The sequence below is a fragment of the Kiritimatiellia bacterium genome, from assembly GCA_026417735.1.
GTDB lineage: Bacteria > Verrucomicrobiota > Kiritimatiellia > PWTM01 > PWTM01 > CAACVY01.
The window spans coordinates 180,722-201,844 of sequence record JAOACR010000023.1 but is presented as its reverse complement, the minus strand read 5'-3'; the positions used below and the strand labels follow the sequence as shown (position 1 = coordinate 201,844).

The following is a 21,123-nucleotide window of genomic DNA, read 5'->3' as shown; positions in this document are numbered from 1 at the left end:
TTTCGGCATATTGCCGGAGGCGACCCTGTCAGCCGTCTCGTGCAGTTCGCGAAGGGTGGGGGGGGTCATTGCTGTTTCTTGCGGCGGTTGCCTGTGCGGTTGCTCCCTGGCCGGAGCTGCAAAGCATACTCGGGGGGTAGCTGGTGGAACGCACGGAACTGCTGGCCGGCGACCGGCCAGCGCCAAGGGCAGGAGGCGCCTCTCGAGAGTCAATCCCGCGGAGCGGCAAGGGCGTGCCGCCCGTACCAGGCGACGAGAGACGTCAAAGCCGTCAACACTGCTAACCCAGCGAAGAAAAGCTGAAAGGTGCCGGTGCGGTCATAGACCCAACCGGCGGCACTGGGGGCCCAGGCGGCGATGACGTGGGCGGCGGCGAGCCAGCCATAAATGCGCATGAACTCCCGCCGTCCCCAACGGAAGGTGACGGCGGCCGGATGCGTCACAAGTACGCCCCCGTAGAGCAGCCCTGCCAGTGCGGCAAACAACCGGAGGCTGCCCGCGGAGGCGGTCCACAAGACGCCGCACAGCAGCAGCAGGGACCATGCGGCGAGGTTGGCCGCCAAGAGTGGACCTGGAGCGGTACGATCGGCCAGCGCCCCCCAACCGATTCGTCCCGCCGCATTGCCGAGCGCGAAGAGCGGAACGAGAGACACCTCGTTGGCCGCTGAGCCGCCCAGTTGTCGGAGGTTGCCGTTTACCGCAAGGCCGGCCGAGAGTCCGGCTGTGAACGTGAGCGCCAGCAGGCGAAATGCGCTCGAGCTGAGAACCTCGCGCAGCTCCGCGCGCTCACCGGGTGGAGAGTCTGCACCGTCCGCGGGCGTCCGCATTGCGCACGCGGCGACCGGTACAATTGCGAGGAACACAAAGCCGAAGACCCGCAGGGTTTGCTGGGGGGACCAGGCCAGTGCGCTCATCACAAGGTCAGCGAGTCGGCCGAGCAACGCGGCACCGCCGCCGAAACCGGCGACCGTAACGCCGGTTACCAGTGCCCGATGGCGGGGGAACCACGCCATCGCGGTGGAGACCGGCACCAGGTACGCCAGGCCAACCCCGGTACCCCCTGCCACTCCGATCGTGGCCGCCAGCCAGCCGGCGGACACTGGTCCGCTGCCTGCCAGCACCCACGCCGCGCCGAACAAGACCCCCCCGAGCATGGCGGAGCGATGGGGTGCGGGCCGGCTCCCCACGGACGCCAGCACGGTCATCGTCAGCGGAAACACATAGTAAAAAACGGTGAACGGCAATTGTGCCGCAGCCTGGGACAGAGCGCCGGCGCGCCGCAGCGGCGCCACAAACACCGCCCACGAGTAGGTTGCGCCGAGGCACAGCTGCATCGCGACCGCTGCGGTCAGCACACCCCAGCGGCGCACGCTTGCCGGCATCAATCCCGTACCAGACCGGCCTTGCGGCACTGGTCGAGGATCCACGGGTAAGTGCGCTCGATGCCGCTGCGCAGGTCGAACCGCGAGCGCCAGCCAATCGACTCAATTCTGGCGTTGCTGAAGTTGCGCGACATCACGCCCACCGGCCCCGGTACCGAACGGATGCGCACTCGTTTCCCCGCCACCTCCGCCACCGTCTGGACAAGCTCGCGGACACTCACATATTGCGGGCAGCCGATGTTCACCGGCCCCTCGAGATCGGACTGCATCAGCCGAACGATGCCGTCAATCATGTCATCAATATATGTGTAGGATCGGACCGCGGTGCCATCGCCCCAGATCTCGATCTCGCCGCCATCCGGTGCGCAGGCGACCTTGCGGCAGATCGCGGCCGGCGCTTTTTCCCGCCCCCCTCGCCATGTTCCTTCCGGACCGTAGCAGTTCTGAAAACGCGCAATGCGTACAGTCATTCCGTACTTTCGGCCATAGGCCATCGCCATGCGCTCGGAATAGAGCTTTTCCCAGCCGTACTCGTTGTCCGGCATCGCGGGATAGGCGCCGGATTCGTCCATCTCTGGCTCTCCAATCTGCATGTTCCGATATACGCACGCGGACGAGGAGAAGAAGTACCGCTTCACGCCAAGCGTCGCGGCAGCATGAGTCATGTGCACGTTGATCAGCATGCTGTTGTGCATGATTTCACACTCGGCGGAGTGGATGAACCCCATCCCGCCCATGTCGGCCGCCAGCTGATAGACCTCGTCCACGACCTGGCCGTTGGCGAGCGTAACCGCTTTCACACAGTTTTTCGGCTCACGGAGATCGAGCAGCCGGAACTCGTCCGCGGCGGTCTTCGAAAACTCCGGCCGTTTGATGTCCACGCCGCGCACCCACGCGCCTTCGGCTTTCAGCCGGCGCACGAGGTGGTGACCGATGAATCCGCCCGCGCCGCACACGACAACTGTCTTCATGCAAAGTCTCTCCGCCGTCCGGCCTTGCGCTGGTTGACCGGAGCGGGCGGGGATGCTAGCACAGCCCAGGAAAAATCGGAACCGGTGGAGACGCGCGATGTCACGATGGTTTCTCGGATTGGATTCCAGCACCCAGAGCCTGACCGCGATTCTGATCGATCCGGACGCTCGAGCAATCGTTGCGGAACGGTCGCTAAATTTTGATACGGAGCTTCCCGAGTACGGCACCCGCAATGGTGTGTTGCGCGCGGCGGACCCAACGGTCGTCCACGCTCCGCCGCTGATGTGGGCGGCCGCGCTCGACCGAATGTTCGAGCGACTGGTCTCGGAAGGGCTGGCGCTTTCGAACGTTGCGGCGGTCGCTGTCTCAGGTCAGCAGCACGGATCGGTGTACCTCACCGCCGGCGCACCCGCGGCGCTCGCAGAGCTCGATCCGGCAAAGGGACTGGCAGCATCCCTCCGGCCGGTGCTCGCGCGCGCCACCTCGCCGATCTGGATGGACTCCTCGACCTCCGTCGAGTGCGACGAGATCACCGCCGCCCTCGGTGGTGCGGCCGCGGTCGCGCGGCGGACCGGCTCCGCCGCGTTCGAACGGTTCACCGGCCCGCAGATCCGCAAGTTCTGGAAAACCGATCCCGCCGGTTATGCTCGGACCGCTCACATTGCGCTGGTTTCGTCGTTCATTCCTTCGATTCTCGCCGGCCGGATTGCGCCGATCGATCCGGGCGACGGTGCAGGGATGAATCTCATGGACATCGCCACCAAGCGGTGGGACCCCGCGGCGCTCGAGGCAACCGCGCCGGACCTCGCACGTCGCTTGCCTCCCATCGTGCCGTCTCACACGGTGGTGGGGCCGGTCTCGCCGTATTTTGTCCGCCGCTATGGCTTTTCGCCCTCCGCCCAGATCGTGGTCGGCTCAGGCGACAATCCCTGCAGCCTTGTCGGCCTGGGGCTGGTCCGCGCCGGCATGGTGGCGATCAGCCTCGGCACCAGCGACACGTACTTCGGCGCGATGGACCATTGTCGGGTTTCCGAACGTGGCGAAGGCCACGTGTTCGGCTCCCCCACCGGCGGCTACATGACGTTGGTCTGCTTCAAAAACGGTTCCCTCGCCCGTGAGCGAGTACGCGACGAGCTCGGCCTGGACTGGGCCGGTTTTTCCCGCGCGATTCGTGAAACTCCGCCCGCGCTGGACGGCCGTGCACTCGTACTGCCCTGGTACGAACCGGAGATCACACCCCGCGTGCTGAAGCCCGGCGTCTGGCGGCGCGGTATTCAGCCGGGCGACCCAGCGATGTGTCGCGCGGTTGTCGAGGCGCAGATGATGGCGATGCGCATCCACACCCGCTGGATGGGAATTCGACCGGCCTGCATCTATGCGACCGGTGGTGCCTCCGCAAACACCGAGATCCTGCAGATCATGGCCGATGTGCACGCCTGTCCAGTGCACCGCTTTGAAACCACCGCAAGTGCAGCGCTCGGCGCTGCGCTGCGCGCGTATCACGCCGCAGAGATGGCCGCGGGCCGCTCACCGGACTGGACGCAGATCGTACACGGCTTCGCCGAGCCGGTGGCCGGCTCACGCGTGGACCCGAAGCCAGAAGCAATCGCGGCCTACGACGCGATGGAGTCCGCCTACGTGGCATTCGAACAGGAGGCTCTGAAGACCGCCGGCGCGTGAGACGGCGACGCTCGCGTCGGACACACCTGTCGCTGCCGGTGACGGAAACGCTGCGCGTTCAAACACCGTCCAGGAGCGGTCGGGTTGACGTCGCTTTTTTCCACATCTTGGACGGCGCGGGCTCGAAGTCGTCCAACGATGGGACGCCGCGACCGCCTCCTTGCTCCGCCCCGAGAGCGATATGCCGCGGCCGGCTCGATCCCCGAAAGAGCCGGCGTCGCGCACACTTCTGCAGCGACAACACAAGCGTTCGCGGCGGAGATCCCCCGCGGGGGGTCGGAGCTCCGCACGTTCATGTCATCCGGGAGGGCCGCGCCTTCGAGCACGTCGCCAGCAGATAGGTCGCGAGTTCGACCGAATCAGTGCTGAAGAACGTTGGTGGCACTGAAATCCGCGCTCTACTTGCACACAGTCTCTTAAGGGGTGGGAGCCAGGGACCGCAAAATTCGATTGCCGGCCGACGAAAAGCCGAAAGATCGCCACGTTCCGGCTTGCGCACCTTTGCGATCAGGGGATGGTGGCGGGGCCGGAATCACTGCATCGCCTGGGTGGGACACGCAGGCACGGGCGGCATACCAACGCCCAAATCTGCGGAGACATCACCGCGCTCTCAATGCTCGGTACCGGTGGCCCGCCCATCCGCACTGGTGAGCGTAGTTGGGAAGTGGTAGAGCAAGCGTTCCCGAAGTACCGCCATGGGCCGATGAACATTCAGCAGCGCCTCACCCTCGGCTCTCGGCACACGGTGGACGCGCCACGCGGCGCCCGATTCCCGAAGAACATCGAGCCGGCCGGCGACCGGATGATAGACGAACTTCATTCCGCGGGACTCGCGCACCATCGGCCCCGCCGCGGGAGGTGCCAGATGCAGTGCGGTGAGCACCAGCGTGAGGGCAGTTCCCGCCAGCACGGCCACGGCCGGGCGCAACCACCAGCAGCTACGAGACGTTCGGTCGGTGACCATGGTCCGATTCCTTTCCGTCTCAAAGAAGGCGGCGGCGGGCGACATTTCCGCGCTGTGGAGTTGCGCACCATTGGTTGTGCGCTCGAGGACGGCTCCCACGAGCTGGCGTCCCGCAAACGAAGCGGGGGAGACGCTGCGGGCGCTACGGCAAGGTCCCGCCGGCTGCCGGCGGAACCGCGACACCGGCGGGGAGCGCGGCGCGCCAACCAGCTCTAAGCAGCGAGGCCATCTCCGCGCGGATTTGGGCGTACGCCGGGTCGTCGGCCACGTTATTCGTTTCCCAGGGGTCGCGTTCGAGATCGAACAGCGCGGCGGTCATCTCACCTTTCTCAAACTCCAGATAGCGGTACTTCGCAGTCCGCACGCCATCGCCCCGCTCCGAGTCGCCCTCTGTGATGAAGACCGCCGTCTTCCAGGGTCGGTCGGGGTCCGCCAGCAACGGCGCGAAACTGATGCCCTCGAGATTCGGCGGCAGCCGCACGCCGGCCAGCTCACAGAGAGTGGGCATCAGGTCAATGAATTCCACGAAGCTCCGGCAGGGCCGACCGTTGCCGGGCGCACCGGGCACACGGACGATCAGCGGCGCGCGGTGAGTGGCTTCGAGCATGGAGTACTTCGACCAGAACCCGTGATCGCCAAGGTGGAAGCCGTGGTCGGCCAGGAACACCACGATCGTGTTCGTCGCCAGTCCGGTCTGGTCCAGAGCGTCCAGCAGGAGACCGACGTTCGCGTCCACCATGGAAAGACATGCGTAGTAGGCCGCGATGGCCTCGCGCGCTTCGCGGGGGCTTGGCTGACGCTGCGTGAAGATATCCGGATTGCCGCCCGTCGCGCGCCTCATATACGGAAAATGCCGGAGCGCGGAGGGTGGCGCGGGAGGATCAGGGATTTTCTCCGAGTCATACATCTGGAGGAACCGTTTGGGAGCAAGCAGTGGTGTGTGCGGGCGGGATTGTGCGACCGACAGAAAAAAGCGCTGGCCGGTCTTTGCGTACTCGCGGATCAGCGCCGCGGCGGTGGCGGCCATGCGGTAGTCGCCCTCCTCCTCCCAGTCGAGGCCGGAATCGCCGTAACGATCGGACATGCGCCGTTTCCACTCACGGTACTCGGCGCTGTTGGTGTCTCGAGGTGGCGGGTTCTGCGCTACCGAGCGGTTACGCGCCGGGAACGAGAGGATTGGCGGTGGGCCACTCCAGCCCGGGGGGCGCTGGCAGTGTTCGAGACGATCGAACGCGGCGAGGCGGCGTAGGCCGTAGTCACCGTGAAACAGTTTGCCGACGTTCGCGAGCTGGAAGCCCGCCGCCTTCAGCGCCTCTGGCAGGGTGATCGTGCCCGGTGGCAGATGCTTCTCCATGACGTCCTGATTGGATAGCACGCCGGTGGTGCGCGGTCGCAGGCCGGTGAGGAACGATGTGCGCGAGGGATTGCAGGCGATCCCCTGCACGTAGGCCGCGTCGAAGCGAACCCCACTGGCGCAGAGGCGGTCCAGATTGGGTGTGCGGCAGATCGGATTTCCGTAGCAGCCGAGTGCGGCGGCATTACAGTCCTCGATGTCAATCAGCAGAATGTTCATCCGGCTGGTGTCGGGCAGACCGGGAGCGCCGCGCGCGACCACTGCCAGCAGCAGAAACAATAGCATCGGTCGGTTCACGAGATCCTCTCCTTGGTGGCGGTATTGTGGAAAAACCGCGCGGAAAAACAAACGGCTCCCCGTTCAGCGCGTGGCGGTCGCCTCACCGCCCTCGCCGGGCTGCTCCACGAGATGGCGCCAGTAACGTACCGGCATGCAGCGGCGCTGCAGACGCGGCGAACGGCGCGCCGCGATCGAGACGGAGCGGTAGAACGTCCGCCAAAGCGATTGATACGCGAGTTCGGAAGCGTGCAGTCCGCCGGCAAGCTCCCTCTCAATTTCAGCGGCCGTCCAGCCGCGCAATTCCAGCGCGGGGGGTGTCCAGCCAATGCCGTAGCCGCGCCGGACATCATGGATCAGCCACGCTTCCGCGCCGAGGCGGTGGCGGAAAAAGGGGGCCAACAGCGGCACAATGTCATGATCCGGTTCAATCGGCCCCCAGAGGCGGCCGGTCGCGAGCCGTCGGAACCGGAGGAGGCCCTGAAACCGGTGAGTTTCCAGCGAAACGCGCCGCTCCAGCCGCCGCGCCGCACGGACGACCGGATGCGCATGGTATCCATCCACGTCCGCTCCGTACCGTTGCGCGAGCCGAAGCCATTCCAGCAAAAGCCGATCGCGGCTGGGATCCTCCGCACAGCAAAGCCGCAACACGCGCCGCACCCAGCGGTCGCCGAGCTGCTGCCGCAGCTCCCGCAGGAACGTCTCCGCAGTACCGGAGTCCGCGGGTACCGACGTTTCGCCCAGCGGGAGCTGCTCTGCGACGCCACCCGAGGGGCCCTCGACGATGGTGGTTTCACCGCTCCGCAGCGCAGCGGCGAGTGCGCAGAGGAGACCGTCAGCCGAACCGTCATGGCGGATCGTCGTTGTTGTCACAGCGACGTGAACAGCTCGGGCTGCAGAAACCGGTGTGGGCCGAGCGCCTCCGTCGCCGCGCCCGGCGGTGGTGGCACGCGGCGGCCGCCGCACTCGATGAACGGCCACGCGCGCCGCAGCACGACACCGAGCGCCGCGAGGTCCTCGGGCCGCAACGGTGCGAAGCGGCGGGTCTGCAGAATTCGCGCGGCGGACTTGATGCCGATGCCCGGCACGCGCAGCAGCTCTTCGCGATCGGCGTGGTTGATCTCCACCGGAAACCGCTCGGGGTGCCGCAGCGCCCATGCAAGTTTCGGATCTCGCTCCCGATCCAGATTCGGCGCCGACTCGTCCACCAGTTCCTCAGGTTCAAACCCGTAGAGCCGGACGAGCCAGTCGGCCTCATATAACCGATGTTCCCGCACGCGGTCGGGAGGCTGATCCGGCGACGGTAGGCGGGGATCGTCGCCGACCGGCTCATAGGCGGAGTAATAGACGCGGCGCAGCCCGTAGCGCCGGTACAGCGCACGTGAAAGCCGCAAAATCTGCAGGTCCGGCTCGGGCGATGCGCCAATGACGATCTGGGTGCTCTGGCCGGCCGGCGCGAATGCCGGCACGCACCGGATCCGCCGCCGATCTTCACGGTTTTCCGCAATGCATTCGGCGATCCGCTCCATCGGGCCGAGGATGTCCGCGCGAGATTTGTCCGGGGCCAGCCGCCGCAGCGACGCCTCGCTGGGCAGCTCGATGTTCACGCTCAACCGGTCCGCAAACAGGCCCGCCCGCCTGACCCACTCGGGGCTGGCGCCGGGGATCGTCTTCAGATGGATGTAGCCGCGGAACCCTTCGTCGCGGCGCAGCCGTTCCACGACGCGCACGAGCTGTTCCATCGTCGCATCCGGGCTGCCCACCACGGCGGAGCTCAGGAACAGTCCCTCGATGTAGTTGCGGCGGTAGAATTCCATCGTGAGCCGCACGACTTCGTCCACCGTGAACGTCGCGCGGGGTCCGGGCCGGCTGGCCCGGCAGGCGCAGTACGCGCAGTCGTAGGCACAGCGGTTCGAAAACAGAATCTTCAGCAGCGAAATGCAGCGGCCGTCGTCCGACCACGTGTGGCAAATCCCGCCCGCGATGGTCGACCCGATTCCGCTGCGGGCGGTGCGGCGGCTACCGCTCGATGCACAGGAGACATCGTGTTTCGCCGCCGCGGAGAGCAGCGCAAGCTTGGTTTCGAGGTCCATCACCGGCTCCTAGGTGGCAGCCGGCCGCAACACCGCCTCCAGCTGCCGCCGTACACTGTCCGCGGTGCCGCCGCGGACCACTGCGGCCAGCGGCGCAACCGGCGCGCCGGGCGCGGGCTCGGCCGAAAATGTTTCACCATCCCACTGGACCAGCAGGGGGCGCCCCCCGCACCGGACGAACCCCTTCAGTCGGAGCAGAGCCGGGGCGCACAGCCGAAGAGCGGCGGCGAGCGCCTCGAGGTTGATGTCATCGGCGGGGGAGAACTCGATCGCATCGAACGCGGGGTCGCGACAGCTCGCGAGCGTACCGCGGACCTCCGGCACTGCGGGAGGGGTGGCCAGCAGATCGGCATCCGTTTCCGCACGCACACAGCGGCGCACGTCGGCGTCCGGCCGCACTTCGCGGATCCAGCGCTCGGCGGCCTCAACTTCCACAGGCGTCGCCAGGTCGCATTTATTGAGCAGAACAAGGTCGGCCGCCTCGATCTGGGAGCGGAGCACCGGCAGTGTGCGCGAAAGGCGAACCAGCCGCCGAGCATCGGCGACCGCGACGATCCGCCGCAGCTCATACCGGGCATCCAGGCCGGTCTCCTGCAGCAGTTCGCGGGTGACGCGAGGGTCGGCCATGCCACTGGCCTCGATCACCAGCCCGTCCACCGTGCGTTCGCTAGCGAGGTCGGCCAGGCGCTGCAGCGCGGACACAAACGCGGAGACCAGACATCGGCAGAAGATGCTGCCACCGGGCAGTTCGATCACCTCGCCACCGTCCATTCGCACAATCCGGCCATCCACGTCCGCGGCGGAGAACTCGTTGACGAGGAACAGCAACCGGTGCCCGCCCGGACGGCTGGCGATCCGCCGCAGCAGCGTCGTTTTCCCGCTGCCGAGGAAGCCCACGACGAGCGCTGCGGGGACGCGCCGCCCGCCGTGCGACGTCATCGGACAACCCTCGTGTTCAGCCATCGGCCGACGATCCTAGTGGGTTTTTTGATTCACCGCGATCGAACCCAATCACAGCCCGGTCCCCGGTCCTGCCACACGGGCTCGCATTCGATTTCGGTGCCTCGCCTGAACCGTACCGCGGCGTGGCGGACTCCGGAGAGCACACGCCGGCGAGCACCGCGAGGTGTCGCTGCCGAGGGCTGCGTCAGCGCGACGCCGGCGCGTCGCCCCTCGCGGACACTGCGCGGCGCGCGGCGGCGTCCCGGATCGCAGCGATGAGCTGGTTCGGGTCGGGGATGATCGAGGCAAACCGCACCTCGCCGTCAATACAGACGGTCGGCAGGTTGCGTACGCCGAGCTTTTTCATCACGCCGAGGCCCTCGCGGACCTTGATCTTGTGCTCGTTGATGAAGCATCGGCAGCCGCTCGCCTCGGCCGCTCGACGGACCGCTTCCATCATGTACTGGCAGGGCGCGCACGAAGTGGAATCGAGCGTGATCACGTCCAGAACCACCCCGTCAACTGCCGCGTAGTCGGGCAGCGCGACGTCGTCGAAGTCCTCATCGGGGCGGGTGCCGAGCGTCGCGCGGGCGGTTTCCCGCGCATAGGGGTCGTGCACCATTTCGGCGACCGCGCGGAGGTTCGCGGGCGGGGTCGCGTAGGGCAGATCGCAGCCCGGCGCCAGCACGAAGCCCGTCGGGCCGGCGGCATCCATCACCTCGAGCGCCTCCCGCCGTGCGTCGTCCGGTCGGCCAAGCAGCAGCACCGATGTGAGGCGCAGGTTGCCGCCGAACGATTTGCCGGCCGCCGCGCACAATTGCCGGAGCCGGGGTATGGAGATCTGCTCATCCACCGCGATGTGGTCGGCTCGGGTCCGGCACATCGCCTCGAGGTTGCGCGAGACGTCACCACAGACGAACAACGAAACCGGCCGGGCGCGCGCGCGGACCGCGTCGAACACCTCGTTCAGGGGCGGCACGACAAACCGCTCAAAATCCTCGCTGGAGATCTGGCTGACCATCGGGTCCACGATCGCGATCACATCGGCGCCGGCGGCAATCCACGCGGTGGCGGAGCGGATCGCGATGTCCCGGCAGAACGCCATCAGCTCGTCCACGCGGGCGGGCTCATCACAGATGTCGAAAAACAGCGAGTGGCCGCGCAAGTGGTTGGCGAGGGTGAATGGGCCGCAGACGAGGCCGTACCAGCCGATTTCGTCGCCGAAGCGCTCGCGGAGCGTGGCGAGCGCGTCGAACGCGACCGCCAGACGACCACTGGCGGCATCGAACGGCGGCAACGAGTTCAGTGGCCGGGTTTCCAGCGGGTGATCCACCACCGAGGGTGGCACGTCTGGCGCCCAGTGGAGCCGGCAGCCGAGCAGCTCCGCCTCGAGCTGCAGGTCAAACATCACCGGCAGTCCGTCGGGACGGTAGAGCGCGGCGGCGGTAGTGAGACCCTGCACAATGAGATCGGCGCTGCGCAGGTACTCGTCGGCGGGGCGGCCGATCAGCCGTCCGCCGTGGCAGCCCACGTACGGAACCCAGGCTGGACGAGGAGTGGTACGGCCGGCGATCGCCTCCAACAGTACGGCCCGGCTCACGCGATGGTTCCTCCGTGTTCGGCGCGGAGGGCGCCGGGCGGCGGCTCAGTACGAGCGGCCGCCGACGCCTTTCGTGCCCTTAGTGATTGGACGGGCGGGCTCCTTTGGGCGCAGCGCACGGACGGCCGCGCCAGCGCGCCACATCTCCGAGTCGCGGAGTGCGGCCAGTTCTTTTGCAACTCGCTCTGCGTAGCCGGGCCGGCTGCAGGTGCGGATCACATGCAGCGCCTCCGCGCCGCTCTTCACACGCCGGTAAAGCTCGCGGAACACCGGCAGCGTCGCTTTTTTGAAGCGGGGTTTCCAGTCGAGCGCGCCGCGCTGCGCGGTCGCGGAGCAGTTCACAAACATCCAGTCCATGCCCTTTTCGTCCACGAGCCGGATCAGGCTCTGGGTGAGCTCTTCGACGGTTTCGTTGAACGCCTCGCTGGGGGAGTGGCCGTTCGCGCGCAGCACCTCGTACTGCGCCTCCATGATGCCGGCGAGCGCGCCCATCAGCACTCCTCGTTCGCCGGTCAGATCGCTGACCGTCTCGTGCTCGAACGTGGTCGGAAAGAGGTAGCCGGAGCCGATCGCGATGCCAATCGCCAGACAACGTTCTTCCGCACGGCCGGTCGCATCCTGGAAGATCGCGTAGCTCGAGTTGATGCCCGCGCCGGTGAGGAAGTTTCGCCGCACATTCAGCCCGGAGCCTTTCGGCGCGACCATGATCACATCCACGTCCCGGGGCGGCACGACCCCGGTGTACTTCCGATAGGTGATCGAGAAGCCGTGGGAGAAATACAGCGCCTTTCCCGGCGTCAGATGGGGCCGGACCGTCGGCCACACGACGCGCTGCGCCGCGTCGGACACGAGCAGCTGAATGATCGTGCCGCGCGCGCAGGCTTCCTCGACATCGAACAGCGTCTCCCCGGGCTTCCAGCCGTCCGCGACCGCGCGGTCCCAGTCCTTCGGGAACTGGCGCGACTGGCCGACGATCACGCGGATGCCGTTGTCTTTCATGTTCAGCGCCTGGGCGGGGCCTTGCACGCCATAGCCGATTACGGCCACCGTTTCCTCGCGCAGCACACGCCGGGCGCGGGAAAGGGGAAACTCTTTGCGAGTCACGACCGTTTCCTTCACGCCGCCGAAATCAATCACTGCCATGACGGGTATCCTTTCGCGCCGTGCGGGGGTTACAGCGGCCTGCGCCGCAGGCCCGCACGAAAGGGCGATGTTACGCGGGGAACCACGCGACCGCAAACGCTTGGCGGTCTGCCCTGCGTCGGCGTGGCCTGCGGTTACTCCCCAATGATCTTGATCAGCACGCGCTTCGGGCGACGACCGTCAAATTCACCGTAGAAAATCTGCTCCCACGGGCCGAAATCCAGCCGGCCGTTGGTGATCGCGACAACGACTTCGCGCCCCATGATCTGGCGCTTCAGGTGCGCGTCGGCATTGTCCTCCGCACCGTTATGGGCGTACTGGTCATAGGGTTTCTCCGGCGCGAGACGTTCGAGCCAGCGCTCGAAGTCCTGGTGGAGGCCGCGCTCGTCGTCGTTGATGAACACGCTGGCGGTGATGTGCATCGCGTTGACGAGGCACAGTCCTTCCCGCACGCCGCTGGCGCGCACCGCCTCCTCGACCTGTGGTGTGATGTTCAGAAAGGCGCGGCGGGTTGGGGTGTGGAAGGTCAGTTCGTGACGGTAGCTTTTCATCGTGGTCCGAACTCTCCAGGGTTTTGTTGTGCGGCGCGGGAGTGCAGCATCAGGCAAAAAAGGCTCACGGGTAGAGCCGTTCGATCGTCCAGGTGCCACCGCCCGTCCGCGTATATCGGAAACGGTCGTGCAGCCGATTGGGTCGGCCCTGCCAGAACTCGATCGTCGCCGGCACCACGCGGTAGCCGCCCCAGTGGGGCGGCAACGGTATCTCGCGGCCGCGGAAGCGACGGCCGATCTCGCGGCACCGTTCGAGAAACTCGCGACGCGACGCGAGCGGCTGGCTCTGGCGCGAGGCCCATGCACCGATCTGACTCATGCGAGGACGAGTGGCGAAGTACGCCTCGGCCTCCTCCCGGGGGATGGGCTCTACTCGGCCCTCGACACGGACTTGCCGAATGAGTTCGTTCCAGTGGAAGGTCATTGCGGCGTGGGGGACTTGGCGGAGCTCTTCCGCCTTGCGACCGACCACATGCGTGTAGAAGGCGAATCCGCGCTCGTCAGCTCCTTTCAGCAGCATCATGCGGCCGGCCGGGCGTCCGTCCAGACCGACGGTGGACAGGCAGAACGAGGTGGGCCAGAAACAGCCGGCGCGACGCGCAAAGGCCAGCCAGCGGTGAAACTGACGGATCGGATTCGGATCCAGCGCGCGCTCGTGGAGGCCGAACACTACGCCCGGCAGGCCGGCGATTCTGGCGATCACGGACATGGCCGGATCTTTCTGCCGCGTATCTCCAGGTGGAACGCGGCCCCGCTGGTTCCTACGGAGTTGGCGGCGCCGGTTGAGGCGACGGCGGCGGGGTGGACGCCGCAGCATCTGGGGATGAGGCCGGGGCCGGCGAAACCGTGGGCGCCGGCACGGTCACTGGCACGGTAATCGGCGTTCCAGCGGCGGGTGCAGTCGGCGCAGGGGCGGTGCCCGGCTGCGCCGGTGCCGGGGTGGCGGAGGCCGGTCGTGCGGGTTGCTCGGTGGTTGCGCGTGCTCCCTCGGCTTTTTCCAACAGGCTTTCGCGCCGCCCGCTGAAGAGGATCGCCAGCACAACCGTGTTGATCATGAACAGGGAGGCGAGCCAGATCGTCGCGCGCGTCAGCACATTGCCGGCCCGGGAACCGAAGATCGTCTCGCCGATGTTCGCGCCGAACGCGAGGCCAAGCCCCTGCTCCCGCGATTTCTGCAGCAGGATCACACCAATCACCATCAGGCTCAGTAGCGCCTCGATCACCACCAGCAAACCTCTCAGAACCTCCATGACTCGAGTCTCCCGTCTGCACCCGCCGCCGGTTCAACGCGCCGCCGCGCGCACGATCGCGGCGAACGAGGCGGCCTGCAATGAGGCGCCACCGATCAACCCGCCGTCCACATCGGGCTGGCGGAACAGTTCCGCCGCATTTTCCGGCTTCACGCTACCGCCGTACTGAATGCGGACCCTCGACGCCGCCCCGCCGGCCAGATCGCCCAGCAACCGGCGGATGAGCGCATGCACTTCTTGTGCCTGCGCGGCGGTTGCGGTGCGGCCAGTGCCGATCGCCCAGACCGGTTCGTACGCGATCACCAACCGGTCCCAATCCGCGCCCACTAGCCCTGCCAGGCCCGCGCGCACCTGGCGTTCAATCACCGAGAGCGTCTGGCCGGCTTCACGCTCCGCGAGCGTTTCGCCGACACACACGATCGGGCACAGCCCCGCCGCCAGCGCCGCGCGCGCGCGGCGGTTCACCGTGTCATCCGTTTCTCCAAAGTACTGCCGGCGCTCGCTGTGGCCGACGATCACATATCGGCATCCTTCCTCCACCAGCATGGCCGCGGAGATTTCCCCCGTGAACGCGCCTGAGTTCTCCCAGTGCACGTTCTGCGCGCCAAGCCGGATCGGGGTATCCGCAATCACCTCGCGCACCGCCCGAAGGCTCGTGAACGGCGGGCAGAGCACACATTCCACGGCGGCAAAGCCTGCCAGCGCGCCCCGGATCTCCGCGGCGAGCGCGGCGGCCTCACGGGCGGTTTTATGCATCTTCCAATTGCCGGCCACAATCGGCGTACGCATCGCGGTCATCCTTTCTCAAACACGAGCGCAGCAGTCTATCCCAGGCGGTTCGATGCCACAACCCCGGCCCTCCATCACGACAGTCCTGCCCTTCGTGCGTCCTCTACCGCGGTCGGTCAGCCAGCAATTTCTACCTCGAGCGGTCCATCGGGTCCCACCTCTAGCGGCTCCACCCAGCGCAGTGCGAGTCGCCCGTCGGGCATTGCCGAACTCTGCGTCACAACCGCCCGGCCCGCCAGACGCACCTCCACTGGCGCGCGGCGGGGCGGCGACAATCGCAATTCCGAAAGGCGGAGACGCCCGTACCGCACGGTGATGCGCGCGCGCCATCGTCCATTTTCTCGGCGCTGTTCGTATGTCCCCCAACCTCCGGCCGCGGTGAATGGCGCGCGAAAGCTGTCCGGCGTCAGACGCGGCGCAAAGCCGAGCAGACCGGCGGGGCCGTCGTGCTCGAAACCCGACAACGCCAGCAGCACTGCCCAACTTGCCAGGGCACGTGCGTAGTGGTCGCCGCACTCGATTTCGTTGTATGGATTGCGCTTCGCCGGCGCGTAGCGGTCGTGCACTGCGCGCACGATCGCAAGGCCCTCGGTGACCAGACCCTCAAAAATCATGTGCGCCGCCAACTGGTACTCCGACCCCGTCCAACATTCGTTGAAATATTGCGCGTGAGACGCAGGTCGATCCGGACCGCCCTTCGCACGTTGGAAGTCCCAATCCTCCCTTGGAAAGGTGCACATGACCACGCCCGCCTCGCCGTCCATCGCAAAGTAACGCCCGTCCGGATTTGCTCGCCGCCAGGGGCCGACATCGGGCACAAAGTTGTAGCGCCAGATCGCCCGCAGTGCGGACAATGTTTCCCGCTGGGGAATCACACGAGGCAAACCGAGCTGCCAGGCCCAGCACTGGCCGTAGACTTGGTCGATCAGACAGCCGGTGCCGGAGTTCACCGCGGTCGGATGCGCCGGATCGGGAATGTTAATGAAGTACTCGCCATCGAACAGCTCTCGAACCAGCGTTTCGCTGCCGCGCTCGGCCAGCGCGCGATAACGCTCTGCCGTGGCGGCATCGCCGACGATCCGAGCCATTGCCTCGGCCGCCCGCAGCGCGGCGAGATACATCCCGCTCAACCATGCCACGGGGCCGAACCAGTCTTCGTCCAGCGTGTTGTGCTGTCGCCCCGCGAGCAACCCGTCACCATCGCCGTCCTGCCCGATGAGAAACTCGATTGCGCGTCGCACCCGTGGCCAGAGGCGGCGAAGGAACGTGTCGTCAACGCTCATTCGATGTTCGCGGAGGACACGAAGAATGGTGCCCGCCTGTCCGTCCACTGCCCAGCCTCGGTGGTGCTCACCACGAAACCAGATTGCGCCTGTCGTCGGATCCCACCCATGCCCGAAATCGGCAATCTCGCGGGCGCTGCGTTCCAGCTCCGGAAACAAGCGGCTCACCGCCTGCGCATACTGCCAGACATGGGTGCAAGTACCCGCGCAGCAGCCGACACCTTCCCACGCGTAGAAGCGGCCGTCATCAAACCAGATGCAGGTGTTGGTCGCGAGATTGCAGACCGTGGCACCGATGCGGTCCATCAACCAGCGGGGCAGTGTGGTGTCATACCACGTGTCCCGCCATGACCGCGTCAGGCCTGTCAATTCTTCGAGCCGCGTCGCAACATGGGCGGCCACCTCAGCGGCATCGCGGAAACGCGATGCATACCAGCGCCGTCGTGAGGTCGCCAGACTGCCGAACGCGGGCACCTCCTCGAGATGGGGGAAGTACCACGCAAGCACCGCCACAATCTCCTGGCGATCACCCGGCGGCAGCTCGAAGCGGCGTACCAGGGCACCTACCAGCGGCTCGACGATCGAAACCGCCTCAGCTGTCCCACCGGCATCGAACGCGGCGGCCGGAAGCTCCCCTGCCACCTTTGCGGCCGAACGGTCTGCACCGCCGATCAACGCGAGTGCAACGCTGCCGTGGTCCGGTCGGCGTGCCATTTCCGCGGGTGTGGGACCTGCGTCCGTGAAGACAATATGGTCCACCCCGATCTGTCCCCACCCCTCGCTGGCACGGTCCACGATCCGAATGCGCGCCTCGCGGCCGGCCCACTCGCGCACATCCCAAACCACCGGCTCCATCCGATTCACGTTCCGGCCGGTCGCGGACCGCACCACCTGCCCATCCACCAACAGTTCCGCACAGGTTCGCCCCGTATGGGCACCGCCACCGATTCGCAGCCGGATGTAGTGCCGCTCGATCCGGAAGGGAGGGCTGAGCAAAACACCAGTCGCCCGGTCTCGTTCGGCTACTGAGCCGGATCCCGCCGCATGTGAATTGACCGCCCTCTCACCATGAATCCCGAGCAGCCCCATATAGGGGGGCACATCCGCCTGCCGCACCGGGCCTTGACCAAACGCTGTCCCCTCGACATGCCAAGGTGCATAGGTCTCCCGCTCAAAATCCTCAAACACGATGTCCGGTCGCTCCGCTTGGGCTGCACCAGCAGGCCGTTCACTGACACCGCCGAGCAAGCAATGACCCCATTCCGTCGTTACTACGCGATTGACCCGCACTTCGTCCCGCCCCAATCCGCTACGCCGACGGACCATGTTCTCCAGCCAGCCCGCAAACTCGAACCGAACCGGCTTCGAGCCCCGGTTGACGACGGTAAATCGCAGAACGGTGGCGGGCAGCGCGGAGTCCATCGCATTCAAGGGCACGAACGGGCTGAACGCCTCCAGGCGGACTTCGAGCGGCGATGCACCATCACGGTACACCACCTGCGCAATCGGGTACTCGCCCGTGAATTCCACCGTCTCCCAACCTGTATGATCGAGCGGGCGAAGATGGGGCGGTTCGTCAAGCAAACGAATCGCAAACCCCTGCCGCACCGGCGAGCGAGGCTCCTTCGGACTCCGATAGCTTTCTGTCGCGGTCGGCCGATGTTCATTGGTAATATCCCAGAGCCACAACCGGCCATCCCCGCTCAAATACAACTGTCCGGCGCAGATACCCCCAACTGGCATGCCGATCCACTTCGACTCCGGCCATGTGGCCCGAAGCGGCTCGGAATGAGCGGTGAGTCCTGCGATCCAGCTGGGATCCAAGCCTTTCAGCGCGGGTACCAGTCGCTCAAAGTCCGGCCGAATTTGCCGCGACGCGGCCGATACCGTTGAGCCCAACCACGTCGCTGCCACGGTATAGGCGTTGAGCGCCAAGAACCGACGCCGGTGAAGATTACTGCTTCCAGTTGGTTTGCGTACCATTGGCCAGCGCCTCCATCGCAACCAATGAGACCGCTGTTTGCGAGTATAGGACACGAAGGACGCACACCGCAATGAGCGGTCCCGCAGGGTCCTTGCATCGCACAACCCACGCATCATTGGGGGCCCTGTCCGCGGGAAAAACGGAGACCACCCGCCGCTCCTCCGATTGTGGACATTCAGGCGACGGCCCACCAGTCACGGCCTTCGCGCAATCCCAGCGCACGAAGACGCGCGCGAATCTGCGCACGGCCGCCTGGTGCGCCGACGGCGGCCAGCACGATCGCGCGACGGCCCGCGATCGCATCGGGCAGCTCGTGCGGCGCCAGCACCGGCCGACCACGGCGAAGTCGCCCGATTTTGCGCGGATCAATATCCACAAATGCGGCAGGCGGACGACCGGCGTGCTCCAGCTCGCGGGCCAGCCGGCGCCCAATCCGCCCCGCTCCCCAAATGATCACCGCATCGGCGGTGCCCAGCGGCCCCTCGACCAGCGCCTGCGCTTTCAACCGCAAGAACTGTTCCGGAGAATAGCGCGGGTCCGTTCGGGTGAGCCGTCCCGGCCAGTCCCACCAGTCGAGCAGCACGTCGGGCAGCCGCGCAAACTTCGCACCGGCCCGCCACATCCGCAGCCACAAATCGTAATCCTCGGGCCCGTCGAACTCGCGGTAACCACCCACGCGCTGATACCAACGGCGGCGGACCATCACGGACGGATGCGGCAGCGGGCTCTCGATCAGCAGGTTTCGGACGATCGCGCCGTGGTGCAGCGGCCGGTTCACCCAGCTCACATAGCGCCGCCACCCGGGGCCAGGCGGATCGCCGGCAGCGCGAACACGCGCGGCGACCACGGCGACCTCCGGATGCGCGTCGAGGAATGCGGCCTGCAGCTCCAACCGCCGCGGGTGCGCGATGTCGTCGGCGTCCATGCGGGCCACGTAGGGGGCGCGGCAGCGGGACAGACCCTCGTTCAGCGCTGCGACAAGTCCGGGGCGCGATTTGGAACGCATCACACGGAACCGGTGATCGCGCCGTGCATACTCGCGCAGCCACGCGCCGGTGCCGTCCGTGGAGCCGTCGTCCACTACAACGACCTCAAAGTCCGCGAGCGTCTGTCGGCGGAGGCTTTCGACGGCGCGTTCGATCGTCGAACGCGCATTGCGGCACGGCATCAGCACCGAGACGCGCGGGCTGTCGGCTCCGGGCAGCGCCGGCACCATGCGACGAACCGACTCAGCGCTCCACCCGCCGGCGCGTCCAGATCGCCTCGCTCGGCGGTGCGAGACCGAGCGTTAGCTCGCCCGCCCCGGGTCCGCTCGGCCGCTCCGGCATCCGCAGCGAGAGCGCCGGCGTGGTGGCGCTGATCAGGTGTTCCATGAACGCCATCACCCTCGAGTCGTCCCGCAGCTGAGCAAAGTCGGGGCGCGCAAACCACTGCACGACCGTCTTCGGGGAGAGCCGCTGGGCCGCATCGCCAAAGACGCGCGTCACGTCGCCCGATTGCCGCAGCGCGGCGTACACCAGCGCCAGGTTGAGGAAAGTCGCCTCGGTTGCGGCGGGCTCGCGCGCGAGATCCTCCAGCACGAACGCCGCCTTGCCATACTCGCCACTGCGTAGGTAGGCCAGTCCGAGCAGATCGCGCGCGACCGCCAGACCGGGTCGCAGCTCGAGCCAGCGGCGGAGGTGCACGATCGCATCGGGATACAGCCCACCCTCGATCGCGGCACGCGCGGCAATTTCGAGCGCGGACGTGCGCCCGGGATCGTCCTCCAAGACCCACCGCGCCGCCGCGTAGGCGGGCGCCGGCCGCGACTGCATCAGCAGCGACATCGCGAGCGTCTCCCGCGCCTCGACGTTCCGGGGCTGCGCCGCCAGCACGGCCAGACAGTCCTCCTCCGCTTCGCGCAGCTGCTCCAGCTGCAGCCGCACGCGTGCCCGCGCCGCGCGCCAGGCGATGCTCTCTGGCGCAGCTTCGAGCGCGCGGTCGGCCAGCGCGCCGGCTTTTGCAACCAGCCCGCGATCGAGCAGCCGGTGAAACTCCGGCAGATCCGCGCTCTCGCGCCGGCTCTGCTCCCGCAATCGCTCGATGGTGGTCAGAAGGCTTGCGTCCGCGGCGCCTCCCACTCGCGCAGCGGCGGTGGCCGGCGGGGATGCCGGCGCCGGCGTCGCCGGTGCCTCCCGCCGGCGAACCATCACATAGACCAGACCTCCGCCCGCATACAGTACGGCGACGATCACCAGCGCGGACACCCAGCGGCGGGCGCGGCGCCGCCGCTCCCGGACGGGTCGAGGAGAGCGGAACAGCGGGCGGACCGCCCGATCCCGTGTCTCGTAGATGTCGTGGGCGAGATCGGCGGCGGAGACGGCGTCGCGCGAGTCCGTCATCAATTTCGCGTTGGGGTCAATGTGGACGACCAGGGCCGATCCGACATCCGGTCCTCCACCGCCCGGACGCCCTCCGTGCCGCGCGCGATCGACAGTGCGCGCGCGCGCGCCTCGATGGGCACGGCGCCGCTGAGAGTGACGAAGCCCCGCACACTTGACACACCGATGGAGTAGCGCTGCGTGATCGGGTCGGCGGCCAGACGTTCACGCACCGCGACGACAATCGCATCGTCGTCGGTACCCGCGGTGGGCTGAATGTTCCCCGTTGCGCAGCCCGCCATCACCGACAGCATCAACGCCGCACTGCCGAGCCAAACACCGGAAATCCAACGGTTCATTGCGAGGGCCCTCTCAGTTATGTCCACGAGCGCAGCATAGCTGATCAGCGGAGCCGATTCAAACACCGCCTGGCCGGCCCACTCGGCATGCGCGCGGTCGTTGTTCCACCGCCGCCCTGTGCGGCGGAGCGGGAATCTGGT

The 21,123-nt window shown here is 67.0% G+C and carries 18 protein-coding genes; 1 reads left to right on the top strand and 17 read right to left on the bottom strand.

Annotated features, from left to right (window positions below):
* Positions 1 to 209 precede the first annotated feature (209 nt).
* Both N2652_12400 and N2652_12395 read right to left on the bottom strand, forming a co-directional pair.
* Positions 210 to 1,382: an MFS transporter gene (locus tag N2652_12400; GenBank protein ID MCX7819986.1), complete on the bottom strand. Its 1,173-nt coding sequence runs from the start codon at positions 1,380 to 1,382 to the stop codon at positions 210 to 212.
* Positions 1,382 to 2,353, bottom strand: a complete 972-nt coding sequence (locus N2652_12395) for an NAD-dependent epimerase/dehydratase family protein (protein MCX7819985.1) — start codon at positions 2,351 to 2,353, stop codon at positions 1,382 to 1,384. The genes N2652_12400 and N2652_12395 overlap by 1 nt, the downstream gene beginning before the upstream one ends.
* Positions 2,354 to 2,450: 97 nt before the next feature.
* On the opposite strand from N2652_12395, the gene N2652_12390 reads away from it, so the two are divergent.
* Positions 2,451 to 4,034, top strand: a complete 1,584-nt coding sequence (locus N2652_12390) for an FGGY-family carbohydrate kinase (protein ID MCX7819984.1) — start codon at positions 2,451 to 2,453, stop codon at positions 4,032 to 4,034.
* Between the two features lie 610 nt (positions 4,035 to 4,644).
* On the opposite strand, the gene N2652_12385 is transcribed toward N2652_12390, so the two are convergent.
* The 15 genes from N2652_12385 to N2652_12315 form a co-directional block, all read right to left on the bottom strand.
* The gene (locus N2652_12385; GenBank protein ID MCX7819983.1) at positions 4,645 to 4,998 is read right to left on the bottom strand and encodes a hypothetical protein; all 354 of its coding nucleotides are present in this window, start codon (positions 4,996 to 4,998) and stop codon (positions 4,645 to 4,647) included.
* A gap of 142 nt (positions 4,999 to 5,140) precedes the next feature.
* Complete coding sequence (locus N2652_12380; protein MCX7819982.1) at positions 5,141 to 6,649, bottom strand: sulfatase; 1,509 nt, start codon at positions 6,647 to 6,649, stop codon at positions 5,141 to 5,143.
* Positions 6,650 to 6,712: 63 nt separating this feature from the next.
* On the bottom strand, positions 6,713 to 7,501 hold the full coding sequence (locus N2652_12375; GenBank protein MCX7819981.1) for a TIGR03915 family putative DNA repair protein: 789 nt from the start codon (positions 7,499 to 7,501) through the stop codon (positions 6,713 to 6,715).
* The gene (locus tag N2652_12370) at positions 7,498 to 8,721 is read right to left on the bottom strand and encodes a putative DNA modification/repair radical SAM protein (protein MCX7819980.1); all 1,224 of its coding nucleotides are present in this window, start codon (positions 8,719 to 8,721) and stop codon (positions 7,498 to 7,500) included. Before N2652_12370 ends, N2652_12375 begins: the two co-directional genes overlap by 4 nt.
* A gap of 9 nt (positions 8,722 to 8,730) precedes the next feature.
* Entirely contained in the window at positions 8,731 to 9,684 is a 954-nt protein-coding gene (locus tag N2652_12365; protein ID MCX7819979.1) for a GTP-binding protein, read from the bottom strand.
* A 184-nt stretch (positions 9,685 to 9,868) separates the two neighbouring features.
* Positions 9,869 to 11,263, bottom strand: a complete 1,395-nt coding sequence (locus N2652_12360; GenBank protein ID MCX7819978.1) for a thioredoxin family protein — start codon at positions 11,261 to 11,263, stop codon at positions 9,869 to 9,871.
* 45 nt (positions 11,264 to 11,308) lie between these two features.
* Positions 11,309 to 12,406 carry a ketol-acid reductoisomerase gene (gene ilvC / locus N2652_12355; GenBank protein MCX7819977.1) on the bottom strand — a complete coding sequence of 366 codons (1,098 nt, stop codon included), beginning with the start codon at positions 12,404 to 12,406 and terminating at the stop codon, positions 11,309 to 11,311.
* Between the two features lie 134 nt (positions 12,407 to 12,540).
* Positions 12,541 to 12,957, bottom strand: a complete 417-nt coding sequence (locus N2652_12350) for a secondary thiamine-phosphate synthase enzyme YjbQ (GenBank protein MCX7819976.1) — start codon at positions 12,955 to 12,957, stop codon at positions 12,541 to 12,543.
* A gap of 64 nt (positions 12,958 to 13,021) precedes the next feature.
* Positions 13,022 to 13,666, bottom strand: a complete 645-nt coding sequence (pdxH, locus tag N2652_12345) for a pyridoxamine 5'-phosphate oxidase (GenBank protein MCX7819975.1) — start codon at positions 13,664 to 13,666, stop codon at positions 13,022 to 13,024.
* Between the two features lie 52 nt (positions 13,667 to 13,718).
* Positions 13,719 to 14,207 carry a preprotein translocase subunit SecG gene (secG, locus tag N2652_12340; GenBank protein MCX7819974.1) on the bottom strand — a complete coding sequence of 163 codons (489 nt, stop codon included), beginning with the start codon at positions 14,205 to 14,207 and terminating at the stop codon, positions 13,719 to 13,721.
* 33 nt (positions 14,208 to 14,240) lie between these two features.
* Positions 14,241 to 15,005, bottom strand: a complete 765-nt coding sequence (gene tpiA / locus N2652_12335; GenBank protein ID MCX7819973.1) for a triose-phosphate isomerase — start codon at positions 15,003 to 15,005, stop codon at positions 14,241 to 14,243.
* Positions 15,006 to 15,112: 107 nt separating this feature from the next.
* Positions 15,113 to 18,262 (bottom strand): non-lysosomal glucosylceramidase, encoded by a 3,150-nt coding sequence (locus N2652_12330; protein ID MCX7819972.1) that lies wholly within the window; start codon positions 18,260 to 18,262, stop codon positions 15,113 to 15,115.
* A 176-nt stretch (positions 18,263 to 18,438) separates the two neighbouring features.
* A complete protein-coding gene (locus N2652_12325) occupies positions 18,439 to 19,479 on the bottom strand; it encodes a glycosyltransferase (GenBank protein ID MCX7819971.1) in 1,041 nt (346 codons plus the stop codon).
* A gap of 13 nt (positions 19,480 to 19,492) precedes the next feature.
* On the bottom strand, positions 19,493 to 20,644 hold the full coding sequence (locus tag N2652_12320) for a hypothetical protein (protein ID MCX7819970.1): 1,152 nt from the start codon (positions 20,642 to 20,644) through the stop codon (positions 19,493 to 19,495).
* Positions 20,644 to 20,982 (bottom strand): BON domain-containing protein, encoded by a 339-nt coding sequence (locus tag N2652_12315; protein ID MCX7819969.1) that lies wholly within the window; start codon positions 20,980 to 20,982, stop codon positions 20,644 to 20,646. Before N2652_12315 ends, N2652_12320 begins: the two co-directional genes overlap by 1 nt.
* Positions 20,983 to 21,123 lie beyond the last annotated feature (141 nt).

Coding starts and splice junctions, on each gene's coding strand:
- N2652_12400 (MCX7819986.1), bottom strand. CDS start 1,382: ATGCCGGCAAGCGTGCGCCGCTGGGGTGTGCTGACCGCAGCGGTCGCG.
- N2652_12395 (MCX7819985.1), bottom strand. CDS start 2,353: ATGAAGACAGTTGTCGTGTGCGGCGCGGGCGGATTCATCGGTCACCAC.
- N2652_12390 (MCX7819984.1), top strand. CDS start 2,451: ATGTCACGATGGTTTCTCGGATTGGATTCCAGCACCCAGAGCCTGACC.
- N2652_12385 (MCX7819983.1), bottom strand. CDS start 4,998: ATGGTCACCGACCGAACGTCTCGTAGCTGCTGGTGGTTGCGCCCGGCC.
- N2652_12370 (MCX7819980.1), bottom strand. CDS start 8,721: ATGGACCTCGAAACCAAGCTTGCGCTGCTCTCCGCGGCGGCGAAACAC.
- N2652_12365 (MCX7819979.1), bottom strand. CDS start 9,684: ATGGCTGAACACGAGGGTTGTCCGATGACGTCGCACGGCGGGCGGCGC.
- ilvC (MCX7819977.1), bottom strand. CDS start 12,406: ATGGCAGTGATTGATTTCGGCGGCGTGAAGGAAACGGTCGTGACTCGC.
- N2652_12350 (MCX7819976.1), bottom strand. CDS start 12,957: ATGAAAAGCTACCGTCACGAACTGACCTTCCACACCCCAACCCGCCGC.
- pdxH (MCX7819975.1), bottom strand. CDS start 13,666: ATGTCCGTGATCGCCAGAATCGCCGGCCTGCCGGGCGTAGTGTTCGGC.
- secG (MCX7819974.1), bottom strand. CDS start 14,207: ATGGAGGTTCTGAGAGGTTTGCTGGTGGTGATCGAGGCGCTACTGAGC.
- tpiA (MCX7819973.1), bottom strand. CDS start 15,005: ATGACCGCGATGCGTACGCCGATTGTGGCCGGCAATTGGAAGATGCAT.
- N2652_12330 (MCX7819972.1), bottom strand. CDS start 18,262: ATGGTACGCAAACCAACTGGAAGCAGTAATCTTCACCGGCGTCGGTTC.
- N2652_12325 (MCX7819971.1), bottom strand. CDS start 19,479: ATGGTGCCGGCGCTGCCCGGAGCCGACAGCCCGCGCGTCTCGGTGCTG.
- N2652_12320 (MCX7819970.1), bottom strand. CDS start 20,644: ATGACGGACTCGCGCGACGCCGTCTCCGCCGCCGATCTCGCCCACGAC.
- N2652_12315 (MCX7819969.1), bottom strand. CDS start 20,982: ATGAACCGTTGGATTTCCGGTGTTTGGCTCGGCAGTGCGGCGTTGATG.